The sequence below is a fragment of the Larkinella knui genome, assembly GCF_003858645.1.
In the GTDB taxonomy this organism is placed as follows: Bacteria; Bacteroidota; Bacteroidia; order Cytophagales; family Spirosomataceae; genus Larkinella; species Larkinella knui.
Map to the genome: position 1 here is coordinate 1,785,663 of NZ_RQJP01000001.1, position 18,467 is coordinate 1,804,129.

At 52.2% G+C, this 18,467-nt stretch carries 17 protein-coding genes; 10 read left to right on the forward strand and 7 right to left on the reverse strand.

Translation table 11 applies throughout. The features are described from left to right. The first annotated feature begins 59 nt into the window (after positions 1–59). From EHT87_RS07250 to EHT87_RS07275, 6 genes are all read left to right on the forward strand, one after another. Entirely contained in the window at positions 60–176 is a 117-nt protein-coding gene (locus EHT87_RS07250; protein WP_124905277.1) for a 30S ribosomal protein THX, read from the forward strand. A gap of 190 nt (positions 177–366) precedes the next feature. Beyond that, on the forward strand, positions 367–621 hold the full coding sequence (locus tag EHT87_RS07255) for a hypothetical protein (protein WP_124905279.1): 255 nt from the start codon (positions 367–369) through the stop codon (positions 619–621). After that, positions 618–1,055, forward strand: a complete 438-nt coding sequence (locus EHT87_RS07260; protein ID WP_124905281.1) for a hypothetical protein — start codon at positions 618–620, stop codon at positions 1,053–1,055. The genes EHT87_RS07255 and EHT87_RS07260 overlap by 4 nt, the downstream gene beginning before the upstream one ends. A 60-nt stretch (positions 1,056–1,115) precedes the next feature. Further along, the gene (locus EHT87_RS07265; RefSeq protein ID WP_124905283.1) at positions 1,116–3,065 is read left to right on the forward strand and encodes a tetratricopeptide repeat protein; all 1,950 of its coding nucleotides are present in this window, start codon (positions 1,116–1,118) and stop codon (positions 3,063–3,065) included. Positions 3,066–3,108: 43 nt separating this feature from the next. Further along, a complete protein-coding gene (locus tag EHT87_RS07270; RefSeq protein ID WP_124905285.1) occupies positions 3,109–3,690 on the forward strand; it encodes a Uma2 family endonuclease in 582 nt (193 codons plus the stop codon). An 8-nt stretch (positions 3,691–3,698) separates the two neighbouring features. Then, positions 3,699–4,256 (forward strand): pyridoxamine 5'-phosphate oxidase family protein, encoded by a 558-nt coding sequence (locus tag EHT87_RS07275; RefSeq protein WP_124905287.1) that lies wholly within the window; start codon positions 3,699–3,701, stop codon positions 4,254–4,256. Here EHT87_RS07275 and EHT87_RS07280 read toward each other — a convergent pair whose 3' ends face one another. The 6 genes from EHT87_RS07280 to EHT87_RS07305 all read right to left on the reverse strand — a co-directional run bounded on the left by EHT87_RS07280 (position 4,257) and on the right by EHT87_RS07305 (position 10,946). Then, entirely contained in the window at positions 4,257–5,441 is a 1,185-nt protein-coding gene (locus EHT87_RS07280; RefSeq protein WP_124905289.1) for a T9SS type B sorting domain-containing protein, read from the reverse strand. It lies immediately after the preceding gene. Between the two features lie 17 nt (positions 5,442–5,458). Next, positions 5,459–6,550, reverse strand: a complete 1,092-nt coding sequence (locus EHT87_RS07285) for a Gfo/Idh/MocA family protein (RefSeq protein WP_124905291.1) — start codon at positions 6,548–6,550, stop codon at positions 5,459–5,461. Between the two features lie 94 nt (positions 6,551–6,644). Next, positions 6,645–7,271, reverse strand: coding sequence for a gluconate 2-dehydrogenase subunit 3 family protein (locus EHT87_RS07290; RefSeq protein WP_124905293.1), 627 nt, complete (start codon positions 7,269–7,271; stop codon positions 6,645–6,647). Between the two features lie 107 nt (positions 7,272–7,378). Further along, positions 7,379–9,121, reverse strand: a complete 1,743-nt coding sequence (locus tag EHT87_RS07295) for a GMC oxidoreductase (protein ID WP_124905295.1) — start codon at positions 9,119–9,121, stop codon at positions 7,379–7,381. A 141-nt stretch (positions 9,122–9,262) separates the two neighbouring features. After that, positions 9,263–10,501 carry an RNA polymerase sigma factor gene (locus EHT87_RS07300; protein ID WP_124905297.1) on the reverse strand — a complete coding sequence of 413 codons (1,239 nt, stop codon included), beginning with the start codon at positions 10,499–10,501 and terminating at the stop codon, positions 9,263–9,265. Positions 10,502–10,592: 91 nt separating this feature from the next. Beyond that, positions 10,593–10,946, reverse strand: coding sequence for a YciI family protein (locus EHT87_RS07305; RefSeq protein ID WP_124905299.1), 354 nt, complete (start codon positions 10,944–10,946; stop codon positions 10,593–10,595). Positions 10,947–11,254: 308 nt separating this feature from the next. Between EHT87_RS07305 and EHT87_RS07310 the strand changes: the two genes are divergently transcribed. The 4 genes from EHT87_RS07310 to EHT87_RS07325 all read left to right on the forward strand — a co-directional run bounded on the left by EHT87_RS07310 (position 11,255) and on the right by EHT87_RS07325 (position 16,375). Continuing rightward, positions 11,255–12,211: an L-threonylcarbamoyladenylate synthase gene (locus EHT87_RS07310; RefSeq protein ID WP_124905301.1), complete on the forward strand. Its 957-nt coding sequence runs from the start codon at positions 11,255–11,257 to the stop codon at positions 12,209–12,211. Positions 12,212–12,446: 235 nt separating this feature from the next. Then, positions 12,447–15,107 carry a vWA domain-containing protein gene (locus tag EHT87_RS07315; RefSeq protein WP_124905303.1) on the forward strand — a complete coding sequence of 887 codons (2,661 nt, stop codon included), beginning with the start codon at positions 12,447–12,449 and terminating at the stop codon, positions 15,105–15,107. Between the two features lie 251 nt (positions 15,108–15,358). Beyond that, positions 15,359–16,000, forward strand: a complete 642-nt coding sequence (locus EHT87_RS07320) for a response regulator transcription factor (protein ID WP_124905305.1) — start codon at positions 15,359–15,361, stop codon at positions 15,998–16,000. Positions 16,001–16,033: 33 nt separating this feature from the next. After that, entirely contained in the window at positions 16,034–16,375 is a 342-nt protein-coding gene (locus tag EHT87_RS07325; RefSeq protein WP_124905307.1) for a hypothetical protein, read from the forward strand. A gap of 23 nt (positions 16,376–16,398) precedes the next feature. On the opposite strand, the gene EHT87_RS07330 is transcribed toward EHT87_RS07325, so the two are convergent. Then, positions 16,399–18,366: an ATP-binding protein gene (locus EHT87_RS07330; RefSeq protein ID WP_124905309.1), complete on the reverse strand. Its 1,968-nt coding sequence runs from the start codon at positions 18,364–18,366 to the stop codon at positions 16,399–16,401. Between the last annotated feature and the right edge of the window lie 101 nt (positions 18,367–18,467).

Here is an 18,467-nt window from a genome sequence, read left to right on the forward strand (position 1 = left end):
TATTGACTATAAACCCGATTTATAGTCCGTTTTAGAGTCAAACTAAATTCTAACTGAACATGGGTAAAGGAGATGTTAAAACCAAGCGCGGTAAAATCTGGCGCGGTTCTTACGGCGTGACGCGCCCCAGACTGAAAGATCAAAAAGGAAAAATAGCGAAAGTTGTCAAAGAATAACCGCCATTTTCCAGTCATAAAGCCCCGCATCGATGCGGGGCTTTTTTTGTTGCCGGATCTACGCCCGAAGAACTACGCCCAGGCCCGTATAGGTACCTGCCCGATAAAATGCGTAGTCCTGCTCTATGATCAGGCAAAGCACTTATCTACCTTTGATTCAGTCAATTATCTTAAACTTCACCTTTGTATCATGGAGCCAAATACAGAAACCAAAGCCGCTCATTTTGTAGCCGCGCTGGAAGGAATCGAACTGACGAAAGAACAGCACGAACGCATCTCATCCGGTATTCAGGAAGTGGTGATGCGGGAATTAGCGCACATCGACACCCAAGCCGATATCGCCATCGCCAAACGCTTCAAATTTGGTTCGGCTACCATTCGCCCCGGCGATTTGATCAATGGCGTTCGGCTGAAACTGGTCCAAAAGGGCCTCTTCAACGGATGATTACGCCTGAAAATCGGCAACCGGGCAAAGAAGCGTCACTTCTTTGCCCGAGTTACCTGGCCAAACCGGGTGTTCGACTTTTTGGCATCGTACGAGCCGACGGGCGGGTTTCGTTTCTCCAACAGCCCCTTGTCATCGACGCCACATTCGTTGCAGCCGCCCGCCGGGGACGCCCGCCCGAAGAGCGATTCCGGTTTGCCGGCAAATGCGTTCGGAACGGCTGTCACCAATGGAGCGAAGCGAAGCAGGTCTGCACGCTGGTCGACCGGCTGATCGATCAACTGGAGAAAACCGCAGTTGAAAATCTGCCCGGTTGCCCGATCCGCAGCCGGTGCCGGTGGTTCCACCAACGCGGAGCAACCGCCTGCGCCCAGTGCGACGAGGTGATCCGCCACCACGAAATGACCTTTCTGGAAACCACCATCGATTCCTGATTCATCACAGTGCCGTGTGGTACGCCTTTTGCGGAACATTTTCCGTAACTTGATCCTATCATGGCCAAACAAAAACCGCCCAGCCCGCGTCCCCATCCTCGTTCGTCAGCCGCCGACAACCCGCCCCGGCAATCCACACCCGCAGCCACCATTCAGCCACCGTCGGCCAACACCGGTTTTAAAGCGTATGGCTGGCTCGCACTGGTGCTGGTGGCCGTCTTCGTCGCCTATGCGTTCGGGTTTGGCAACGGCTTTGTGGATTGGGACGATTCGGAATACGTTTTCGGAAACCCGTATGTTCTGGAACCCACCGGCGAGCATGTTCGCCGGTTGTTAACATCGGTCGTCGCCCTCAACTTCCACCCGCTAACAATGCTGTCGCTGGCGGCTAATTCGGCCCTTTTTGGCCCCGGAGCCACTTCGTTTATCGTTACCAACACCTTCTTCCATGCCCTGAATACGCTGCTGGTGTTTGGTCTGGCTTACCAGCTAAGCCGTAAAAATCAGTGGGTTGCGCTTTTTGTGGCGGCTTTATGGGGGCTGCATCCCATGCACGTTGAGTCGGTTATCTGGGTTTCGGAGCGCAAAGACGTTCTTTACACGTTTTTCTTCCTTTCGGCCTGCCTCGCCTACCTCCGCTACCGGAAATCAAACGCTGTTTTGTGGCTCATGCTGACTTTTTGTTTGTTTGTCGCATCATGCATGACCAAGGCCATGGCCGTGGTACTCCCCCTGGTTTTGTTGCTGATCGACTACTGGGAAAACGGAAATTCGGGCACCACGCAAGGCTGGAAAACCTCCGTTTTTATCGAAAAAATACCGTTTCTGCTGGTTGCGGTTGGGGTGGGTCTGGTGGCAACGAACGTGCAGGCCGGGGGCGATTTTCACGGCTGGCTACTGCGGATTGCGGAGAAAAAAGACGCCGTTGGGCAGGAGCCGTTTGCCGCCCGGTGGTTCGTCTACGGCAGCTACGGCTTTCTGATGTATCTGGTCAAACTCGTCGCGCCGTTCCGGTTGTCGGCCTTTTATCCCTATCCCGAAAACGTCCGAAACATCGAACCGCAGCACTGGCTGGGGCCGGTCGCTTTTCTGTGCATCGCTGGCTATGCAGTCTGGCAGTTATTTACCGCCAAAACTGAACGGCAGCGACTGGTGGTTTTCGGCATCGGCTTTTTTCTGATTACGATTATTCTGGTTTTACAATTCATGACGGTTGGGGCCGCCATCATGGCAGACCGGTACAGCTACCTCTCCTACTTCGGCCTTATATTCCTGATTGTCTATAGCTTATACCGGTCAACCAGCCTGTCTCCCGCCCGGTTTCGACTGGCGACCCTTGGTTTAAGTGCTTTTTTGATTTTGTGTTTTTACCGGACCACGCAGCAGGTGAAAGTCTGGAAAAACACGGAAACGCTCTGGCTAAACGCCCTGCAATACTATCCCGACAACGACCAGATGCGTGAAGGGCTGGGCGATTATTACGGCAAAAATAACCGCATCGACGAAGCCCTGCAGCAGTTCAGGGCGGCCGTTGACAATGGCAGCAGTCGTTACCACTGTTACGAGGGACTGGGCAATGCCTACGGTCTGAAAAATGATTTTCCGAAGGCGCTGGAAATGTATAATCAGGCCATCCGGCTGGATTCGACCAAGAGCGATGTGTATTATAACCGGGGGCTGACATACAACAAAACCAACCGTTTCCAGGACGCCCTCGGCGATTTCAATAAAGCGCTGGCGCTGGCACCCGGCAAAGATACCACCGTGTTGACGGCACGCGGTTTCACCTATCTGCAACTCAAACAATACCGGGAATCACTGGCCGATTACCAACGCTATCTTCAGCATAAACCCAACGATCCGACGGCTTTGCACAACCGCGGTGTCGACCGGTTTTACCTCGGCGACCGCGCCGGTGCACTGGCCGACATTCGACGGGCCGTTGCGCTGAAACCGGATTACGACGAAGCCAGGAATAACCTGCGGCAACTGGAGCAGGCCGGGCAATAGGCTTTTTTGGTATATTTACGAACGAACGCCTATTCAACGAGCGATGGAAACGATAGAAGTGCCGAACGAAGCAAAAAAATGGCTCCCGGTCTATGCCGGACAGTCGATGAGCAAAACCGACTTCCTGAATTGGAAACCGGACGATGGTTTTGTCTACGAATGGAGTAATGGCGTACTGGAACCCACCTATGGCATGAAGCAGGACGAATTGTATATTATCCAGCGAATTACACGTCGATTCACCGGAACTGTCGCTTATGAACAGTTTTCTGAACTGGTTTCTGAAATAAACTGCTGGGTTACCGATGAGCAAATGCGCCGACCTGATCTGTCATTGTATACGGCTGAACAAATTCGGGAAACGGCGGCTGGTAAAAATGTAATTCCTGCTTTTGTCATCGAAATCATTTCGGAGTATGACGATATTCGGAAAGTAGAGCGGAAGTTGATCGAATATTTTAAGGCGGGTGTACAAGTGGTCTGGCGAATCATTCCGGATATTCGAACGGTTTCGGTGTATACATCGCCCAAAACCGTTGTGATCTGCACGGAGGATGATTTAATTAGTGCGGCTCCAGTTGTACCCGACCTGACCTTGACAGTCAACGAATTACTGAAAATTTAAGTAAATCTATGGGTAAATTTCACGACACCATTAAGCTTCCCCACCAGGCTTTTATCAAAAAACAGCACGTTTTTTTCGTCAGTACGGCTCCGCTGAGTGCCGATGGACGCGTCAATCTGTCACCCAAAGGGCTGGATTGTTTCCGGATACTGTCGGACAACCGGGTTGGCTACATGGATTTGATCAGCAGCGGAAACGAGACGTCTGCGCATACGCTGGAAAACGGCCGCATCACCCTCATGTTCTGCTCGTTTGCCGGTGCGCCCCTGATTCTGAGGTTATACGGAAAAGGACGTACGGTTTTGCCCGATTCGGAAGAATGGGCGGTTTTTGCCCCACACTTCACCATTTACCCGAGTACCCGCCAACTCATCCTGGCCGAAATCGATTTGGTACAAACCTCCTGCGGTTACGGCGTGCCCCTGTTCGACTACGTTGGTGAGCGCGACATCCATTTTGACTGGGCAAAGAAGAAAGGCGAAGAAGGACTTCAGGAGTATATCACGGAAAAAAACCTGAAAAGTCTGGATGGTTTGCCGACGAATTTGGGATTGAAAATCAGCTAATTACTTCATAACAAGAACCGCCCCCCGTTTTTGTATCCGGTTACCGCCCGGTTTTTCCACATCCAGCAGGTACGAATACGAACCCGGCGGCACTGCCTGATCCTTCTGTTTCCCATCCCAGCCCGTCAGGACATCGGTGGTAAAAAAGACGACTTCGCCCCACCGGTTGTATACCGTCAGCCGGGCGGTTCCGCTCAACAGCCCCTGCAACTGAAACCGGTCGTTGATGCCGTCGGCATTGGGGCTGAACGCATCGGGCATAAACACGGTCGAATCGGCCACCGGAACCGGATCGGGTGGTTTGGGTGGTGCATAACAAACCTCGGCAGAAGGCGTAGCCTGCAGGCAGGTATCGGCCAATACGAGCCGAAAACAGACGGCGGTTGTTGTATCGGCGGTAACGCGAATCACCGGATTGGTGGTTTCTGGTCGAGTAGTGGTTCGCACGTAGGCACCACCGGGCACCCGCTGCTCAATGTAGAAGCGGTTTCCGTTTGAATTCCTGATACTCAGGTCGATGGCGTTTGCACTAATGGCCCGTACCTGATCAATAACGGGCGCAGATGCCTGCGTATCGGGCCGAAAAGCAACCCGCGTCGTTCCCCCGCAATTCCCATATAAATGGAGGCCGCGAACCGAAATAACCCGTTGAGTAGCCGTTGAGTACGTATGACTAACCGAAGGAGCTGCACCACCGGCCAACCGCTCCTGGCTGCCGTCGCCCCAGTCGATGGAATACCAGTCGTATTGATACTCAGCCGCTTTTGGAATGCTCAGGGTGACTTTTGTCAAACACCCTGTCAGCACAACTTCCGGTTGAAGCGTATCGTATACCTGAATGATGGCACACGCGCGGAGCTGGCGGCCCGCCTGTTCGGAATACTGAAGAATCCGGAACAAACCGGGCTTTCGATAGGTAAAAACCGGGTCACGGGTCAAGTCGGATTCTTTTACCGTGCCGCCCTGATAATCAAATACGTACCGGATATTTGTTGCATCCCGAAGACCGCTGGAGGCTTTAACTTTCAAGGGCAGACAACCAACTCCCAGGTCAACCTGGAGTGAACCGGTAAATTGTCCCGCAGGTGCGCACTGGTCCGTTTGGGCCTGACTAATGGAGAAACTGAAAAATAAAAAAAACAGGAGAATCCCGGAAAAATGCGGTGCGGTTCTGGCGAGATTCATCGGTCTGTTGCGTGCGATTACGTCAATTTAACCGACTGACCGGATTTGGCCGCCCGGTAAATTGCTTCCACAATCCGGATGTCCCGGAGTCCTTCTTCACCCGGCGCGATGACCGGTTTGTTGTTCATGATGGCGTCGGCATCGTCGTCCATTTGCATGGCCTGCTGCCGCGGAACATCATACTTATGCTCAATTTTGACCCCGCCCGATGCTTCGCCTTTTTGCCCGTTGTAAGCTGAATAGGGTTCCATTTTCAGGAAGCCTTTTTCGCCGGTAACATGCAGAAAATTCATGTTCATTCCGTAGCTGGTTTGCACGGCCGCCCGCGCCCCGCTGGGAAACACCAGTTGAGCCATCGTGGTCTCGTCGAGGCCATTTTTGTAGACTTCCGGCCGGGTTGTATACTGCTGGGCCGTGAGCGAAATCGGCTCTTCGCCTGTTGCCAGACGCGCGCCCTGCAAGACGTAAACGCCCATGTCGTACATCACGCCCCCGCCCATTTCCTTCTTTTGCTTCCAGTGGTCCGTCCGGGCGTCGTAATAGCCCGCCGAACAGCTGACCATTTTAATCTTCCCGATCTTGCCTTCGCGCAAAAATTTAATGTATTCCTGGGTGTTGGGTTCGTGCTGCAACCGGTAGCCCACCGTCAGCAGCCGCTTGTTCTGCTTGCAGGCATCGATCATGGCCTGGCATTCTTTCTCCGTGACGGCCATCGGTTTTTCCACCCAGACGTGCTTGCCCGCCCTGGCCGCCCGCACCACATACTCGCGGTGCATCGACGGTGGCAAAACGACATACACGACGTCGATATCGGGGTTGTTGGCAATCTTGTCGAAATTCTCGTAGTTGTACACATTCTTCTCGGGAATGTTGTACTTCTTCATCCACTGCTCGGCTTTCGATGGCGTACCGGTTACAATACCGGCGAGGTAGCAATTTTTGGTCAGCTGCAAAGCCGGTGCCAGCAGGTCCGTACTGTAATAGCCCAGGCCGACGAGGGCAATACCCAGGCGATCTTTTTTAGGAGCTTGCGCAATGGTCAACGGCGAAAAAGCCAGCGAAGAAGCAATCAAACCCGATTGCTGAAGAAACAAACGTCGAGATGCCATAGATGAGTTATGAATTATGAGTTAAGAGTGCAGCGTTGGCTGACGCATTTGTTTTCAGCTTGCGACAGCCAACCCTGCACTCTTCACTCTTAATTTATTCGTCGTAGCTTAAATTGTATTGCTTCAGAACATCGGCGGGGACGCCTTCCCACTGGTTGGGAGTGTTGCCCACGTAGCCGAGGTCTTTGATGCCCATCTGGCTGGTGAAAAAGCCGGTGGCTACGAAACCGCGCATGGTATTGAAAAAGGTAACGCCCTGCGACATGTCCGGTTTGGCTTTGGCCGGATAGGCGATTTCATCGACAATTTCAATTTGTTGCGCTTTGAGGCAATCGGCAAACTTCTTGCCAAAACGCTTCACACATACATTGTCGAGCCACCGGATTCCACCGCGCATCGGCGTCTGCCACTGGGGTTGGTCTTTCATCATAAATTCGATAAAAGCCGGTACTCCCGCCTGGGATGCACTGCCGGATTTGGCATCGGCCGGAATGATGATGTCGCCCAGCACCGTTACGGTTTTCAGTTCGTGCGGGGTAAAAAACTTGTCCGCATTCAGTTTGGCGTCGCGCTCGGCTTCAAACTTCTGCCGGCCGCCGGGCACTTTCAGCGGTTTGACATCCGGTGGCGACAGGGATTCAGCAGCGGAAATCTGCGGGTTCAAACCGGCAAACCCGAGGCTGCTCAAGGTGATGGCTTTAAGGGAATCTCTACGTTTCATAGTCTGAGATTTTCCCCGCTTACCTCTCTTTTCTCCGCTCAACTCTGCGAAATAGCTTTAACTTGTTTCGCGGAGGTAAGCGGAGAAAAAGGGAGTTTGGCGGAGGTTTAGATGTTTTTTTGCTTGACCTGATCGATGATGTAGTCGGAAGTCCGCCAGGAGTTGGCCAGGATCGTCCACGTAACGTTCTTGTCACCTTGCGACGGGAAAGCCGCTGCGTCGACGACGAACAGGTTTTTCACGTCGTGGGCCTGCGAATACTTGTTCAACACCGAGTTTTTCGGGTCGTTGCCCATCCGCGCCGTACCGATTTCGTGGATGATTTTTCCGGGAGCTTCCAGACCGTAGTTCGTTTCCGGACCCGGTTTTTTGCCCAGGGCAATACCGCCCATTGCGTGGATGATTTCCTCGAACGTATCCTGCATGTGCTTGGCCTGTTTGATTTCGGCTTCGCCCCATTTGTAATTGAAACGCAGCGTCGGAATCCCGTATTTATCGACCGTGTTCGGGTCAATTTCGCAATAATTGCTTTCCAGCGGAACGGGTTCTCCGCGACCGGCCATTCCGATGTTGGCACCGTAGAACCGGCGGAAATCATCCTTCAGACTTTCACCGTAACCACCCGCTTCTCTCGGTTTTCCATCGCGGCCCGGAACAATGCTGTTGCGTCCTTCCATGCCGAATCCGAAGCCGTACATCGGCATTCCCATACCGCCACCGTATTCGATGTGGTAACCGCGCGGGAAGTCCAGTTTCTTGTTATCCAGCCACCAGGGCGAGTAAACGTGGGCCCCGCCGACGCCGTCTTCGTTGTACCGTTTGCGGTCCATGAGCGCAGGAATGAAGGCTCCGCGCGACGCACCGGTGGAGTCATTGAGGTATTTTCCAACCACACCGCTGGAGTTGGCCAGACCGTTCTGGAACCGGGCCGACTTGGAGTTGAGCAGCAACCGCGCCGTTTCGCAGGTACTGGCGGCCAGAACGACCACTTTCCCCATCACCGACTGTTCCGTCATGGTGGGCACATCGACGTACGATACGCCGGATGCCAGACCGGTTTTGGGGTCCGTAATCACTTCCCGGGCCATGGCGCCGTTGATCAGCGTTACCCGACCGGTTTTCACCGCCGGAATACACAATACCGACGACGATGAGAAGTCGGCATAGGCCTGACAGGCCCGGCCGCACTGGGCGCAGTAAAAACAGCCCCCGCGGTCATGAATGGGTTTGGTCAGAATCGAAAGCCGCGACGGAATAACCGGTACGCCAATGCTTTTGCCGGCTTTCTTGATCATCAATTCGTGCAGACGCGGTTTGGGTGGCGGCAAAAACCGGCCATCGGGAGCATCCCGAAGACCTTCTTTGGAACCAAAAACCCCAATCAGATCGTCTACTTTGTCATAATAGGGCGATAAGTCCTCGTAGCCAATCGGCCAGTCTTCACCAATTCCCGTCAAGCTTCTCCGTTTAAAATCATCGGGTCCCATCCGCAGAGAAATCCGGCCCCAGTGGTTCGTTCGTCCGCCGAGCATCCGGGAACGGAACCAGTGAAATTCGGTCCCTTTTACGGCCGAATACGGTTCACCGTCAATTTCCCAACCACCCCAGGCGGCATCAAAATCACCAAAGGCACGGGTTGTTCCGGCACCACGACGGGGCGACTCATACGACCATTTCAGCTGGTTAATATACTTAGGATCAGCAGGATCGAAATACCCCCCGGCTTCGAGCAAACAAACAGTGGCACCCGCTTTGGAAAGTTGATAAGCCGCCATTCCGCCCCCGGCTCCTGAGCCTACAATAACAACGTCGTAAACCTTCGCTGCCTTCTTTATTTGTGGAACATCCATTGATTTTTGGTTTAGTGAGTAGGTCACTGAAATGAATACCTGAATTAGCCGTTAAAAGTAATACTGAATACGTTAAATATCCATTTTTTTAACAGAAAAGCAAATATCCTCTCTTTTATACGTTGAACCACTTCGGGGAGACTACGGGAGCTGCTCGTTTTTTTTCTGCAGCAGTTGCTTTTCGGCCAGCGATGAAGTCAGTTGGATGGCGGCCTGATAATGTTGCCGCGCGCGGTCGGCCTGGTGAAGCTGAGCGTACAGGTCGCCCAGGATGGAGTGGTAATACTGGCTGGTATCCAGTCCTTTGATTTGCAAAACCGCCAGCAAACCCTCCATGGGTCCTTCTGCTTCGGCCAGCGCCACCGCCCGATTCAGGGCCACAACCGGGCTGGGTTTTCGTTCAAGCAAGATATTGTAATACCGCAGAATGTCACTCCAGCTCGTTGCCTGGTAGCTTGGTGCGATGCAATGCTGCATGGCAATGATCGCTTCAAGGTGGTATTCGGTCAGGTCATTGCCCGCTGCCGAAGCCGCCAGCTGGTGTTTACCCTGCGCAATGAGGTCCCGGTTCCAGTGGGTCCGATCCTGATCTTTTAACAGAACGATCGCTCCTGACGCATCCGTCCGGGCGTCGAAACGGGCCACCTGAAAGCACATGAGCGCCAGTAAGGCATGCGCAGCCGGCACGGTCGTTTGCGGATTTTGCGTGAGCAGGAGTGCCAGCCGCATGGCTTCTTCGCACAAATCCTGCCGGATGAGCGTGTCAGGATGCGATGAGGTATAGCCTTCGTTAAACAACAGATAAATACTTTTTAAAACCGCATCAACGCGGATGGGCAGTTGTGGACCGGACGGTACTTCGAGCCGGATTTCGTTCGAGCGAACCTTTTCTTTGGCGCGGTAAAGCCGCTTGGTTATGGTTTCTTCGCTGGTCAGAAAGGCATTGGCAATCTCACGAATACTTAATCCACACAGAATTTTCAGACACATCGCCACCTGCGACTCGAACGGTAGCGACGGATGGCAGCAGGCAAACAACATGCGCAACTGGCTGTCGTTGATCTCCTCTTCGAAAAAAAACCGCTCCATCATTTCTGCTTGCTGGTGTTCACTGGCCAACTCTCCGCTGATTTGCCGGAAAAGCTTTTCGCGACGAACCAGATCCAGGGCTTTATTTTTTGCCACCCGATACAGCCAGGCCGACGGGTTTTCGGGAATGCCCTGGAACGGCCAGTTTCGCAGCGCCTGAACCATCGCATCCTGCACAATATCCTCCGCGATCCCGATGCGGTCGAAACCCAGCATCGTTGCCAATACCGATACCATCCGGCCTGCTTCATGCCGGAAAAGGTGAGCAACAAGGGTGTGCGGTTCAGACATGGGGTTAAAAAATGATGAGTTATGAATGATGAACGATGAATGTGCTGACGCATCAAAATTCATCGTTCATCATTCATAACTCATCATTCAATTACATGAATTTCTGAATCTGCCGCACTTCCACTTTTCCACCGGTATCAAACATGGGGCAGCCTTGGGCGAGGGAAATGGCTTCGTCGAAACTGTCGGCGTTGAAAACCATGTATCCGCCCACAATTTCTTTGCCTTCCGTATACGGGCCGTCCGTAACCACTTTCCCGCCCCCGGTCAGCACTTTACCTTCCGGCAACAGCCCTTCGGTTCCGACCAGTTTTCCCTGGGCGGCAATCCCGCCAATCCAGGTGTTCCATTTTTCAATTTCGGCCTGAAAATCTTCGGGCGACAACGCCTGAAACATCGTTTCATCCATTCGTTGTCCGTGGAAGATGAGCATAAATTTTTCCATGTGCGTACGTAAAGTTTGAGGTGATTAATTCATTTTTGACGGTAAGACGAACGAAGAAATGGAAACCGGACAGGAAATTCAAAACTTTTTTTCAGTCGGCCGTTTTTCCTGCGTCAACAGGAACACCCAAACCAATAACCAACTTATTATCAGTAGTTTATTTATTTGTGAATACTACCTTTCGGAACTAACTGATAAAGTCAGAACGCGGACTAAACGGAATGAATGGATCCATCCGGATTTTAATCCAGGTGAATCTGTTCAATCCGTTTAATCCGCGTTCCCAATCAAAATCGTACCTTTACAGTATGGTACAAATTGGAACGGACGTACAAAAAGCAAAAGACTATCTGGAGTCGGGGCAGGTGATCGGCATACCCACCGAAACGGTTTATGGACTGGCAGGAAATGCCCTGAATCCGGATGCGGTTCTGCAAATTTTCAAGGTAAAAAACCGCCCCTCCTTCGATCCACTCATCGTCCATACCGATTCGATCGATAAAGTTGAGTCGTTTGTCACCCAAATACCGGAACCAGCCCGACGCCTTGCGGAACGGTTCTGGCCGGGTCCATTGACGATTTTATTGCCCAAAAAAGCCATCATTCCCGACCTGGTTTCGTCGGGTCTGGAAACCGTTGCCATCCGGATTCCCAACCACCCGCTGGCGCTCAAACTGCTCGCCATGCTGGATTTCCCGCTGGCAGCTCCGAGTGCCAATCCATTCGGCTACATCAGTCCAACCACGGCCCGGCACGTCGCCGAGCAGTTGGGCCACCAGATTCCGTACGTACTGGACGGCGGCTCGTCGCAGGTCGGCATCGAATCGACCATCATCGGTTTTGCCGAAGGCGGGCCGATTGTTTACCGGCTGGGCGGGATGACGCTGGAAAAGCTGGAAGCGATTGTCGGGCGGGTTTCCGTTCGCAGTCACTCGACGTCCAATCCCAAAGCGCCGGGGATGTTGAGCAGTCACTACGCACCCCGCAAGCCGCTTTTGCTAAAAAAACCGGAGGAAGCCCTGGCAACCTACAAGCCCGAGCGAATTGGCGTGCTGGCCTTTGAAGAAATTACGCGGCTGATTCCGGTGGAGCACCAGCAGATTCTGTCGGTTACGGGGGATGTTTCTGAAGCGGCCAAGAACCTGTTTGCGGCCATGCGCGCCCTGGATGCGTTCGATATCGACGTCATTATTACGGAGTTGCTGCCCGAGATGGGTCTGGGCAGGGCGGTAAACGACCGGCTGCGCCGGGCGGCTTTCAAGTAGGGATGAAAGAAAAGTCAAAAACTCATCTTTTCTTGCGACACCTGAACCGCAACGGTTTTTTGCTGCGCCAAATCAGGTCATTCACACCGCATCAGGCTGCTACGCAAGCCGTTTCACCCAGTATTCGTCCCGTTTTTCGTGAACGGTAACGGTAACTTGCATCAAAGGTTAGATCTTGCAGGATAAATTAGTTGAACGGTTTTTGAACGAACCTTCTGCGGCATCTACACCCACCATGCATACCTCTCTTTTTCTCGCCATGTTGTTCGTGGCAGCGTATAGTTCGGCTTTCTCACAGGCGGATCCACCCCAGCAAACGCTCAATCAATACGTTGCCTTCCTGAATCAGTCGGTGGATGTGGTGGCCGACCGGTTTCAGCTACTGCAGCCGTATTATGCCGCCACGAAACAGTACCGCACCCATCCATCGATGCTCCTGCGATTGCCTTCTTCGGGGCCGCTGGAGGAATTTTATTACCGGAAAGCCCTTGAAACCGCCAACAGCCGCCTGAGTGCGCGGGAAACCCAGCAGCTGAACGCCGAAGCCGAAGCACTCTGGCAACTCCTGGAAGCCTTCGACCAGACGGGAAAATCGCTGGAAACGTATGTCCGGCTGAATGATTACCAGCGCGACGGGTTGAAAAAATCCGATGTGCTGCTGGCGGAAATGCAGAAACAGGTGGGCCAGATCAGCCGGAAGCGGGAAGCTTTTTACCGCCAGATTCAGCGTATTTACCGCATCCATCAACCCTACGATCCCGGCGATGTGTACCTGAAAATGGAACGGGAAATGGTCCAGATTCTGATTCGGGAGAAACAGACGCTGGCGGGCTGGCCGTATTTTCTCAACGAAGAAACCGGGTCGGGCTGGCCGGTCGACAGCATCCGGGACAGCCTGGTGACCGAGGCCGAACGGCTGGCCGATTTTGGCAAAAATGCATCGGCTATCGACTATCCGGCTTCCGGCATGATTAGCGGTTTCAGGAACGCACTGCAATCGATTCTGGAACTTAAACAGAACGCCGTCAATGCCTATACGTTTACCGCCAGACAGACGGCGCGGCACGGTAATGCGGTTTATCTGAGCCTTATTAATCACTATAATAATGATTTACTAGCTTCGTATCAGGCCTTTGTCAAGTACAGCATTCCGGCCAAACGCCTGCTGGAGTATCCCAAATTCTGCCCGGTTTTCGCGCTGGAATCGACCGAAAAAAACACGCCGAAAACGACGCGAACACCACCGTTCAATGACCTTCCGCTGATTCCGTTCAAAACCAACCCGTCAGCCGCCCCGGCCTCCGAAGCCACTTTCCACGCGCTGAACGCCTATGTCGACTTCATCAATGAATCCCTTCGGCAGATGAATCACTTGCAGAATCAGGTGCGCGACTACCAGTCGACGGCGGAATACCACCGCGATTCGGAGCGGAACCGGCGACACAGTCCGTTGACCTATTCGCACAAGGCATTTGAAATACCGTCGGCCGACTATCAACTTTTAGTCAGCGGAAGCAAGACGATTCCGGCTGTTTACCGGACAGCCCTCAACGTTCAGGCTGAGGTTTTAATGGCTATTTTGAAGGAAATGGATGGCTTGAGCAGTGAGCTGGTAGGTTATACGCAGGCGAAACACTATGAGCAGGATGGGCTAAAACGCTCCGATGAGATTCTGGATCGGTATGCGGTTTTGTTCGACATGTTCGATCAGAAAAAAGAACAGTTGTATACCGATGTGCGCCGGGTTCACGAAAGCTATAAACCCGCCAATCCGGCCAGTTCCTGGCACCTGGCGGGGAATGCGTTGCTCAAAACGATCGACGATACCAAAGCGGTTCTGTTTGGTGTCCGGTCGTTTTTGAAAGGAGAAACCGCCCAGATTCCGCCCACGGATAACGTGGCTGCGGACCGCCGTTCGCTGATCACGGATGAATATAAAAACCTGAAAGGGCTGACCCGTTACGGTCGCAGCAACGGCCTTTGCCCCTACTCGCCGTACGAGGATTTGGCCGAAAATTCCGGGCGGTTCGGGGAGATGGCGCAGAAGGTAAAACCGGTTTCATCGACCGGCTCCCACCCCTACGAATCGTTTTATTATTTCTACAATAACGAGTTGGTTTATCAGTACAACAAGTTCAGCGAACTGGCCAAAACCGGTGTTTTGAAAACGATCCTGGAACCCAACGTGTTTGCGTTCCGGCGTCCGATTGGCGCTAAACCGGACGCCGTGGTTATGGCAAACGTGGAGCCGACGGCCCCGAAACCGGCCAATCCGGTTGTTGAGAAAACCGAGCCAACCATCCCGAAACCGGCCAATCCGGCACCAACCGAAGCCGCTCCAACGCTGGACGGCTTTGCAATCAACAACCTGGTGTTGCTCCTCGACGTGTCGGCATCCATGGAGTCGCCGTATAAATTGCCGCTGCTGAAAAAATCCATTAAATCGCTGCTGCCGCTGCTGCGTTCCGAAGATCAGGTCTCGATTGTCGTGTATTCGGGAAAAGCCCGGGTGGTTTTGCCGCCAACCTCCGGCACAAAGACGACCGAAATTGCCCAGGCCATCGACCAGCTCAAATCGACGGGCGAAACCGACGGGAACGACGGCATCCGAACGGCGTATAAGGTGGTCGGGAAACACTTCATACCGTCGGGCAACAACCGGATTATTCTGGCAACCGACGGCGAATTTCCGATCAGCGAATCGGTTTATGAATTAGTCGGACAATCGGCCCGTAAAGACATCAATCTTACAGTGTTAACCTTTAGTCGAAATGTGATTAATTCAGTAAATCTAAAAAGGCTAGCGGCCTTAGGCCAAGGTAATTACGAGCATGTTACTGAATCAAAGGCTCAGTTACAATTGATTCTGGAAGCTCAGGCCAAAAAGGTACCCTAAAAACCTGAGCGATTTCGCAGTTGCCTTTCAATCCGGCGGAAGCCCGGCATCGAATTCGGTAATATCCTCAAATTACAGGATATAAAATCCCTGAAATTGTGGATGGTCAGGTGACACAAAAGCCCCGACCTTTACAGCGTTTTACGGTTTAGCACATTTATTCCCGATCCGATTACATTGATTGACAGATTGTTGACTTTTGATTGTATATTGATCCGATTGCAACCGGTTTGTCGTCGATACTCACACCCATGCGTATTCTCGTTGCTGAAGATCACCGAATTATTCTGGACAGCCTTGCCCTGCTTTTGTCGACAATAGAGGGTGTCGAGGTTGTATCGAAACACACGAATGGCCGGCAAGTGCTGACCAGGCTGGAAATTGAGCCAACCATCGATCTCGTCGTATCGGACGTACAAATGCCCATCATGGGCGGTATTGAGCTGACGCTTCAACTCCGCGCACGGTTTCCGCATGTCAAGATCTGTTTGCTGACGGTGGCCGACCAGCCCGAAGCCATCAAAGAGGCCATTCGGGCCGGAGCGGACGGATATGTGCTGAAGAGTGCCGAACGGAGCGAACTGGAAACCGCTTTGAACACGATCATGCGGGGCAATAAATTTTACAGCGAACAGGTACTGATGCAGTTGGCCCACGATACGGGCCTGGAAATTACGACCGATCCTGATAAACCGCAGAAAATTGCGATCACTGCGCGTGAACTGGATGTGTTGAGATTAATTGCGCAGGAATTTTCGGGGACGCAGATTGCCGAAAAACTGTTCATCAGCCCGACCACCGTTGAAACGCACCGCAAACACCTGATGCAGAAACTGGGCGTGCAGACGACGGTTGGTTTAGTAAAGTACGCGATCAAATACAATCTTATTTAACCCAGTTGTTTCACTTTAAACCCCGCTTTCCTAATGGAAAATGAAATCTATGTCCTATTCCAGGGTTCAGCACAACTTAAGCCTGTCAGTGCCGAAAAGCTTGAGCTTATTTTTCTGGATGATAATGGAAATCCCACGAAAAGGGCCATCACCTTCAGCGCCACCAAAGATCCAGATACGGGCGAAACGAAGCCGCTTATGTTCAAAGCAGCTTCGTTAGACCTGATACTACAATGTGATAAGGCCAACTTCGAAGCGCTCGAACGAAGCGGGGAAGTGAACCAATATTTTCCGAAGACCTACTACAAAATTACAGAAACCGACCTAAACCGAAATGTTATGAATCCGCCTGATCCCCCAATCGGACGGGGCTAATCAAAACCGGGTCCGGATTTTGTTCAAGCGACATTCCCATTGGAACGAACGGTTTCAATGGGAATTTTTATCAGTATCCAGGTGCCTTTTTCCGGTGGCAATACCGTGTTGAAGGTGCCGCCCAGTGAATCCAAACGCGTCTGAATGTTTTGCAGCCCTACGCCCCGTTTGGGCTGATGCAGCAGCAGCCCGATGCCGTCGTCCATCACGGACAAATCCACTCCGGTATCGGTTCGGAATAAGGTAATGGCAACGGTGGTAGCTTTGGCGTGCTTGATGACGTTATTGATCAATTCGAACACAATACTGTAGATATTGAACTCGATTTCTACCGGTAGCCGGTTTTGTAAACCGGTGATGGTGAGCGAGAAATCCAGCGGTAAACTTTGCCTTAACTGATCGATAAGCGTATGCAGTGCGAACGACAACCCTTCCCGCTCCAATTCGGCCGGAAGAATGTTGTGTGAGATATTCCGAACTTCGGCATACGCGTTTTGGATCAGGTGTTTCAGGTTCCCATACACGGACTGTTCGGACTCCGACAGATTGATGGGATTAATCGACTGAATGCTCATGTTAACCGCACTCAGGAGGCCGCTCAGGTTGTCGTGCAGTTCCAGGGCAACCCGTTTGCGCTCAATGGTTTGTCCTTTGTAAATAGCCTCTTTTATTTTCTCATTTTGACTGGCAAGTTCCCGATTGGCTTTGACAAGTTCTGCCGTCCGCTCTTCGACCCGAATCTCCAGCGTTTTATTACTGTCGGCCAGCTGCTCCCGGGCGGTTTCCAGCAAAGCCTTCTGCCGGTCGATCTCCCGGTTTTTAGCTTGCAGCCGCTTGTTGTTCCAATAGAGTAAAACCGCAACGAGCATGATGACCCCGATTCCTCCAAACAGCAGGCTTTGGGTTTGCGCCATTCGCTGATTCTCGTTCTCCTGCTGCAGCTGAATCACCCGCACTTTTCTCAGCTCATTGGTTTTCTCAATATTGTCATAATCAGCCTTTAGCAAGCCGATCCGCTGCTGATTATTTTCTTTGGAAAGGCTGTCTTTCAACTGAACATAGCTTTCGTGCGCCTTCAGGGCCCGGGCAGGCTGACCGGTTTGCTTGAAAATTTTATAGAACGTCTCTTCCGATTCGGCAGCAATACCGCTATTCTTCACGAGCACCGCCGTTTGTCGGGCTCTGGTGCAGTAGGATAAGGCCTGCGGCCAGTTTTTCTGCAGAACGTATACTTCGGCAATATGAAGCAGGATGCTGCCTTCCAGATCGACACTGCCTATTTGCCGGCACAGGGCCAGTGCTTTTTTATAATATTCCAGCGCTTGTGTGGGCTTGCCCATCTTTTGATAGACCCATCCGATGGCGTGCATCCCCTGCGATTCAAACCACGATTTATGCTCACGCCGTGCGAGCTTATACAGGTGCTGATTTACCTTCAAGGCGGCATCCAACTTGCCCTGTTCCCGGTAAATGGCCCCCAGTACGTTCAGAATGGATAACTGTATGGTCACGTCCGGATGTTTGCCCAAAACCGCCAGCCCCTGTTGACAGAGCGTTATGGCTTTTTCATATTCTTTGAGACTGGTATAGGCGTGGGCCAACCCGCTATAACATCTCACCACCCGGGCGTATTGTTCTAGTTTTTCAGCCAGGGTCAGTGCTTTATAATAGATCAGAATACTCTGGTGGTGGTTCCCCCGGATTTGGTATAGATACCCGGCATACTGATAGGCATAGATAAGTTCTTTCGTCCGCTTTGAATCTTCACAAAGTTTAATCAACTGCGCATTGTAGTAAGCCGAGGTATCAATATTTACATCCGAATAGGCACGCATGAGTTCTTTTAAAACCTCACCGCGGAGCGTGTCGGTGCGGTATCCGGCGGGTTGCCTCTGCAAACTTCTCAACTCCCGTTTCAGGCTATCGATCTTCAGCTTCTGAGAAAACCCGGCGTGTGCAACCAGAATCAGGCAAAGGAGCAGATTTTTCATAAAAAGCGGGAGCAGATCAGGCTAATTACATATAAGTAGAAATCAGAACAGGTAAATATCCTCAAATTTCAGGATACAATATCATCATAATCAAGGATTTG

Excerpts from the sequence above, each read along its gene's own strand:
- EHT87_RS07270 (WP_124905285.1), top strand. The coding sequence starts at position 3,109 with ATGGAAACGATAGAAGTGCCGAACGAAGCAAAAAAATGGCTCCCGGTC.
- EHT87_RS07250 (WP_124905277.1), top strand. The coding sequence starts at position 60 with ATGGGTAAAGGAGATGTTAAAACCAAGCGCGGTAAAATCTGGCGCGGT.
- EHT87_RS07260 (WP_124905281.1), top strand. The coding sequence starts at position 618 with ATGATTACGCCTGAAAATCGGCAACCGGGCAAAGAAGCGTCACTTCTT.
- EHT87_RS07295 (WP_124905295.1), bottom strand. The coding sequence starts at position 9,121 with ATGGATGTTCCACAAATAAAGAAGGCAGCGAAGGTTTACGACGTTGTT.
- EHT87_RS07300 (WP_124905297.1), bottom strand. The coding sequence starts at position 10,501 with ATGTCTGAACCGCACACCCTTGTTGCTCACCTTTTCCGGCATGAAGCA.
- EHT87_RS07280 (WP_124905289.1), bottom strand. The coding sequence starts at position 5,441 with ATGAATCTCGCCAGAACCGCACCGCATTTTTCCGGGATTCTCCTGTTT.
- EHT87_RS07330 (WP_124905309.1), bottom strand. The coding sequence starts at position 18,366 with ATGAAAAATCTGCTCCTTTGCCTGATTCTGGTTGCACACGCCGGGTTT.
- EHT87_RS07305 (WP_124905299.1), bottom strand. The coding sequence starts at position 10,946 with ATGGAAAAATTTATGCTCATCTTCCACGGACAACGAATGGATGAAACG.
- EHT87_RS07320 (WP_124905305.1), top strand. The coding sequence starts at position 15,359 with ATGCGTATTCTCGTTGCTGAAGATCACCGAATTATTCTGGACAGCCTT.
- EHT87_RS07310 (WP_124905301.1), top strand. The coding sequence starts at position 11,255 with ATGGTACAAATTGGAACGGACGTACAAAAAGCAAAAGACTATCTGGAG.
- EHT87_RS07290 (WP_124905293.1), bottom strand. The coding sequence starts at position 7,271 with ATGAAACGTAGAGATTCCCTTAAAGCCATCACCTTGAGCAGCCTCGGG.
- EHT87_RS07275 (WP_124905287.1), top strand. The coding sequence starts at position 3,699 with ATGGGTAAATTTCACGACACCATTAAGCTTCCCCACCAGGCTTTTATC.
- EHT87_RS07315 (WP_124905303.1), top strand. The coding sequence starts at position 12,447 with ATGCATACCTCTCTTTTTCTCGCCATGTTGTTCGTGGCAGCGTATAGT.
- EHT87_RS07265 (WP_124905283.1), top strand. The coding sequence starts at position 1,116 with ATGGCCAAACAAAAACCGCCCAGCCCGCGTCCCCATCCTCGTTCGTCA.
- EHT87_RS07285 (WP_124905291.1), bottom strand. The coding sequence starts at position 6,550 with ATGGCATCTCGACGTTTGTTTCTTCAGCAATCGGGTTTGATTGCTTCT.
- EHT87_RS07255 (WP_124905279.1), top strand. The coding sequence starts at position 367 with ATGGAGCCAAATACAGAAACCAAAGCCGCTCATTTTGTAGCCGCGCTG.
- EHT87_RS07325 (WP_124905307.1), top strand. The coding sequence starts at position 16,034 with ATGGAAAATGAAATCTATGTCCTATTCCAGGGTTCAGCACAACTTAAG.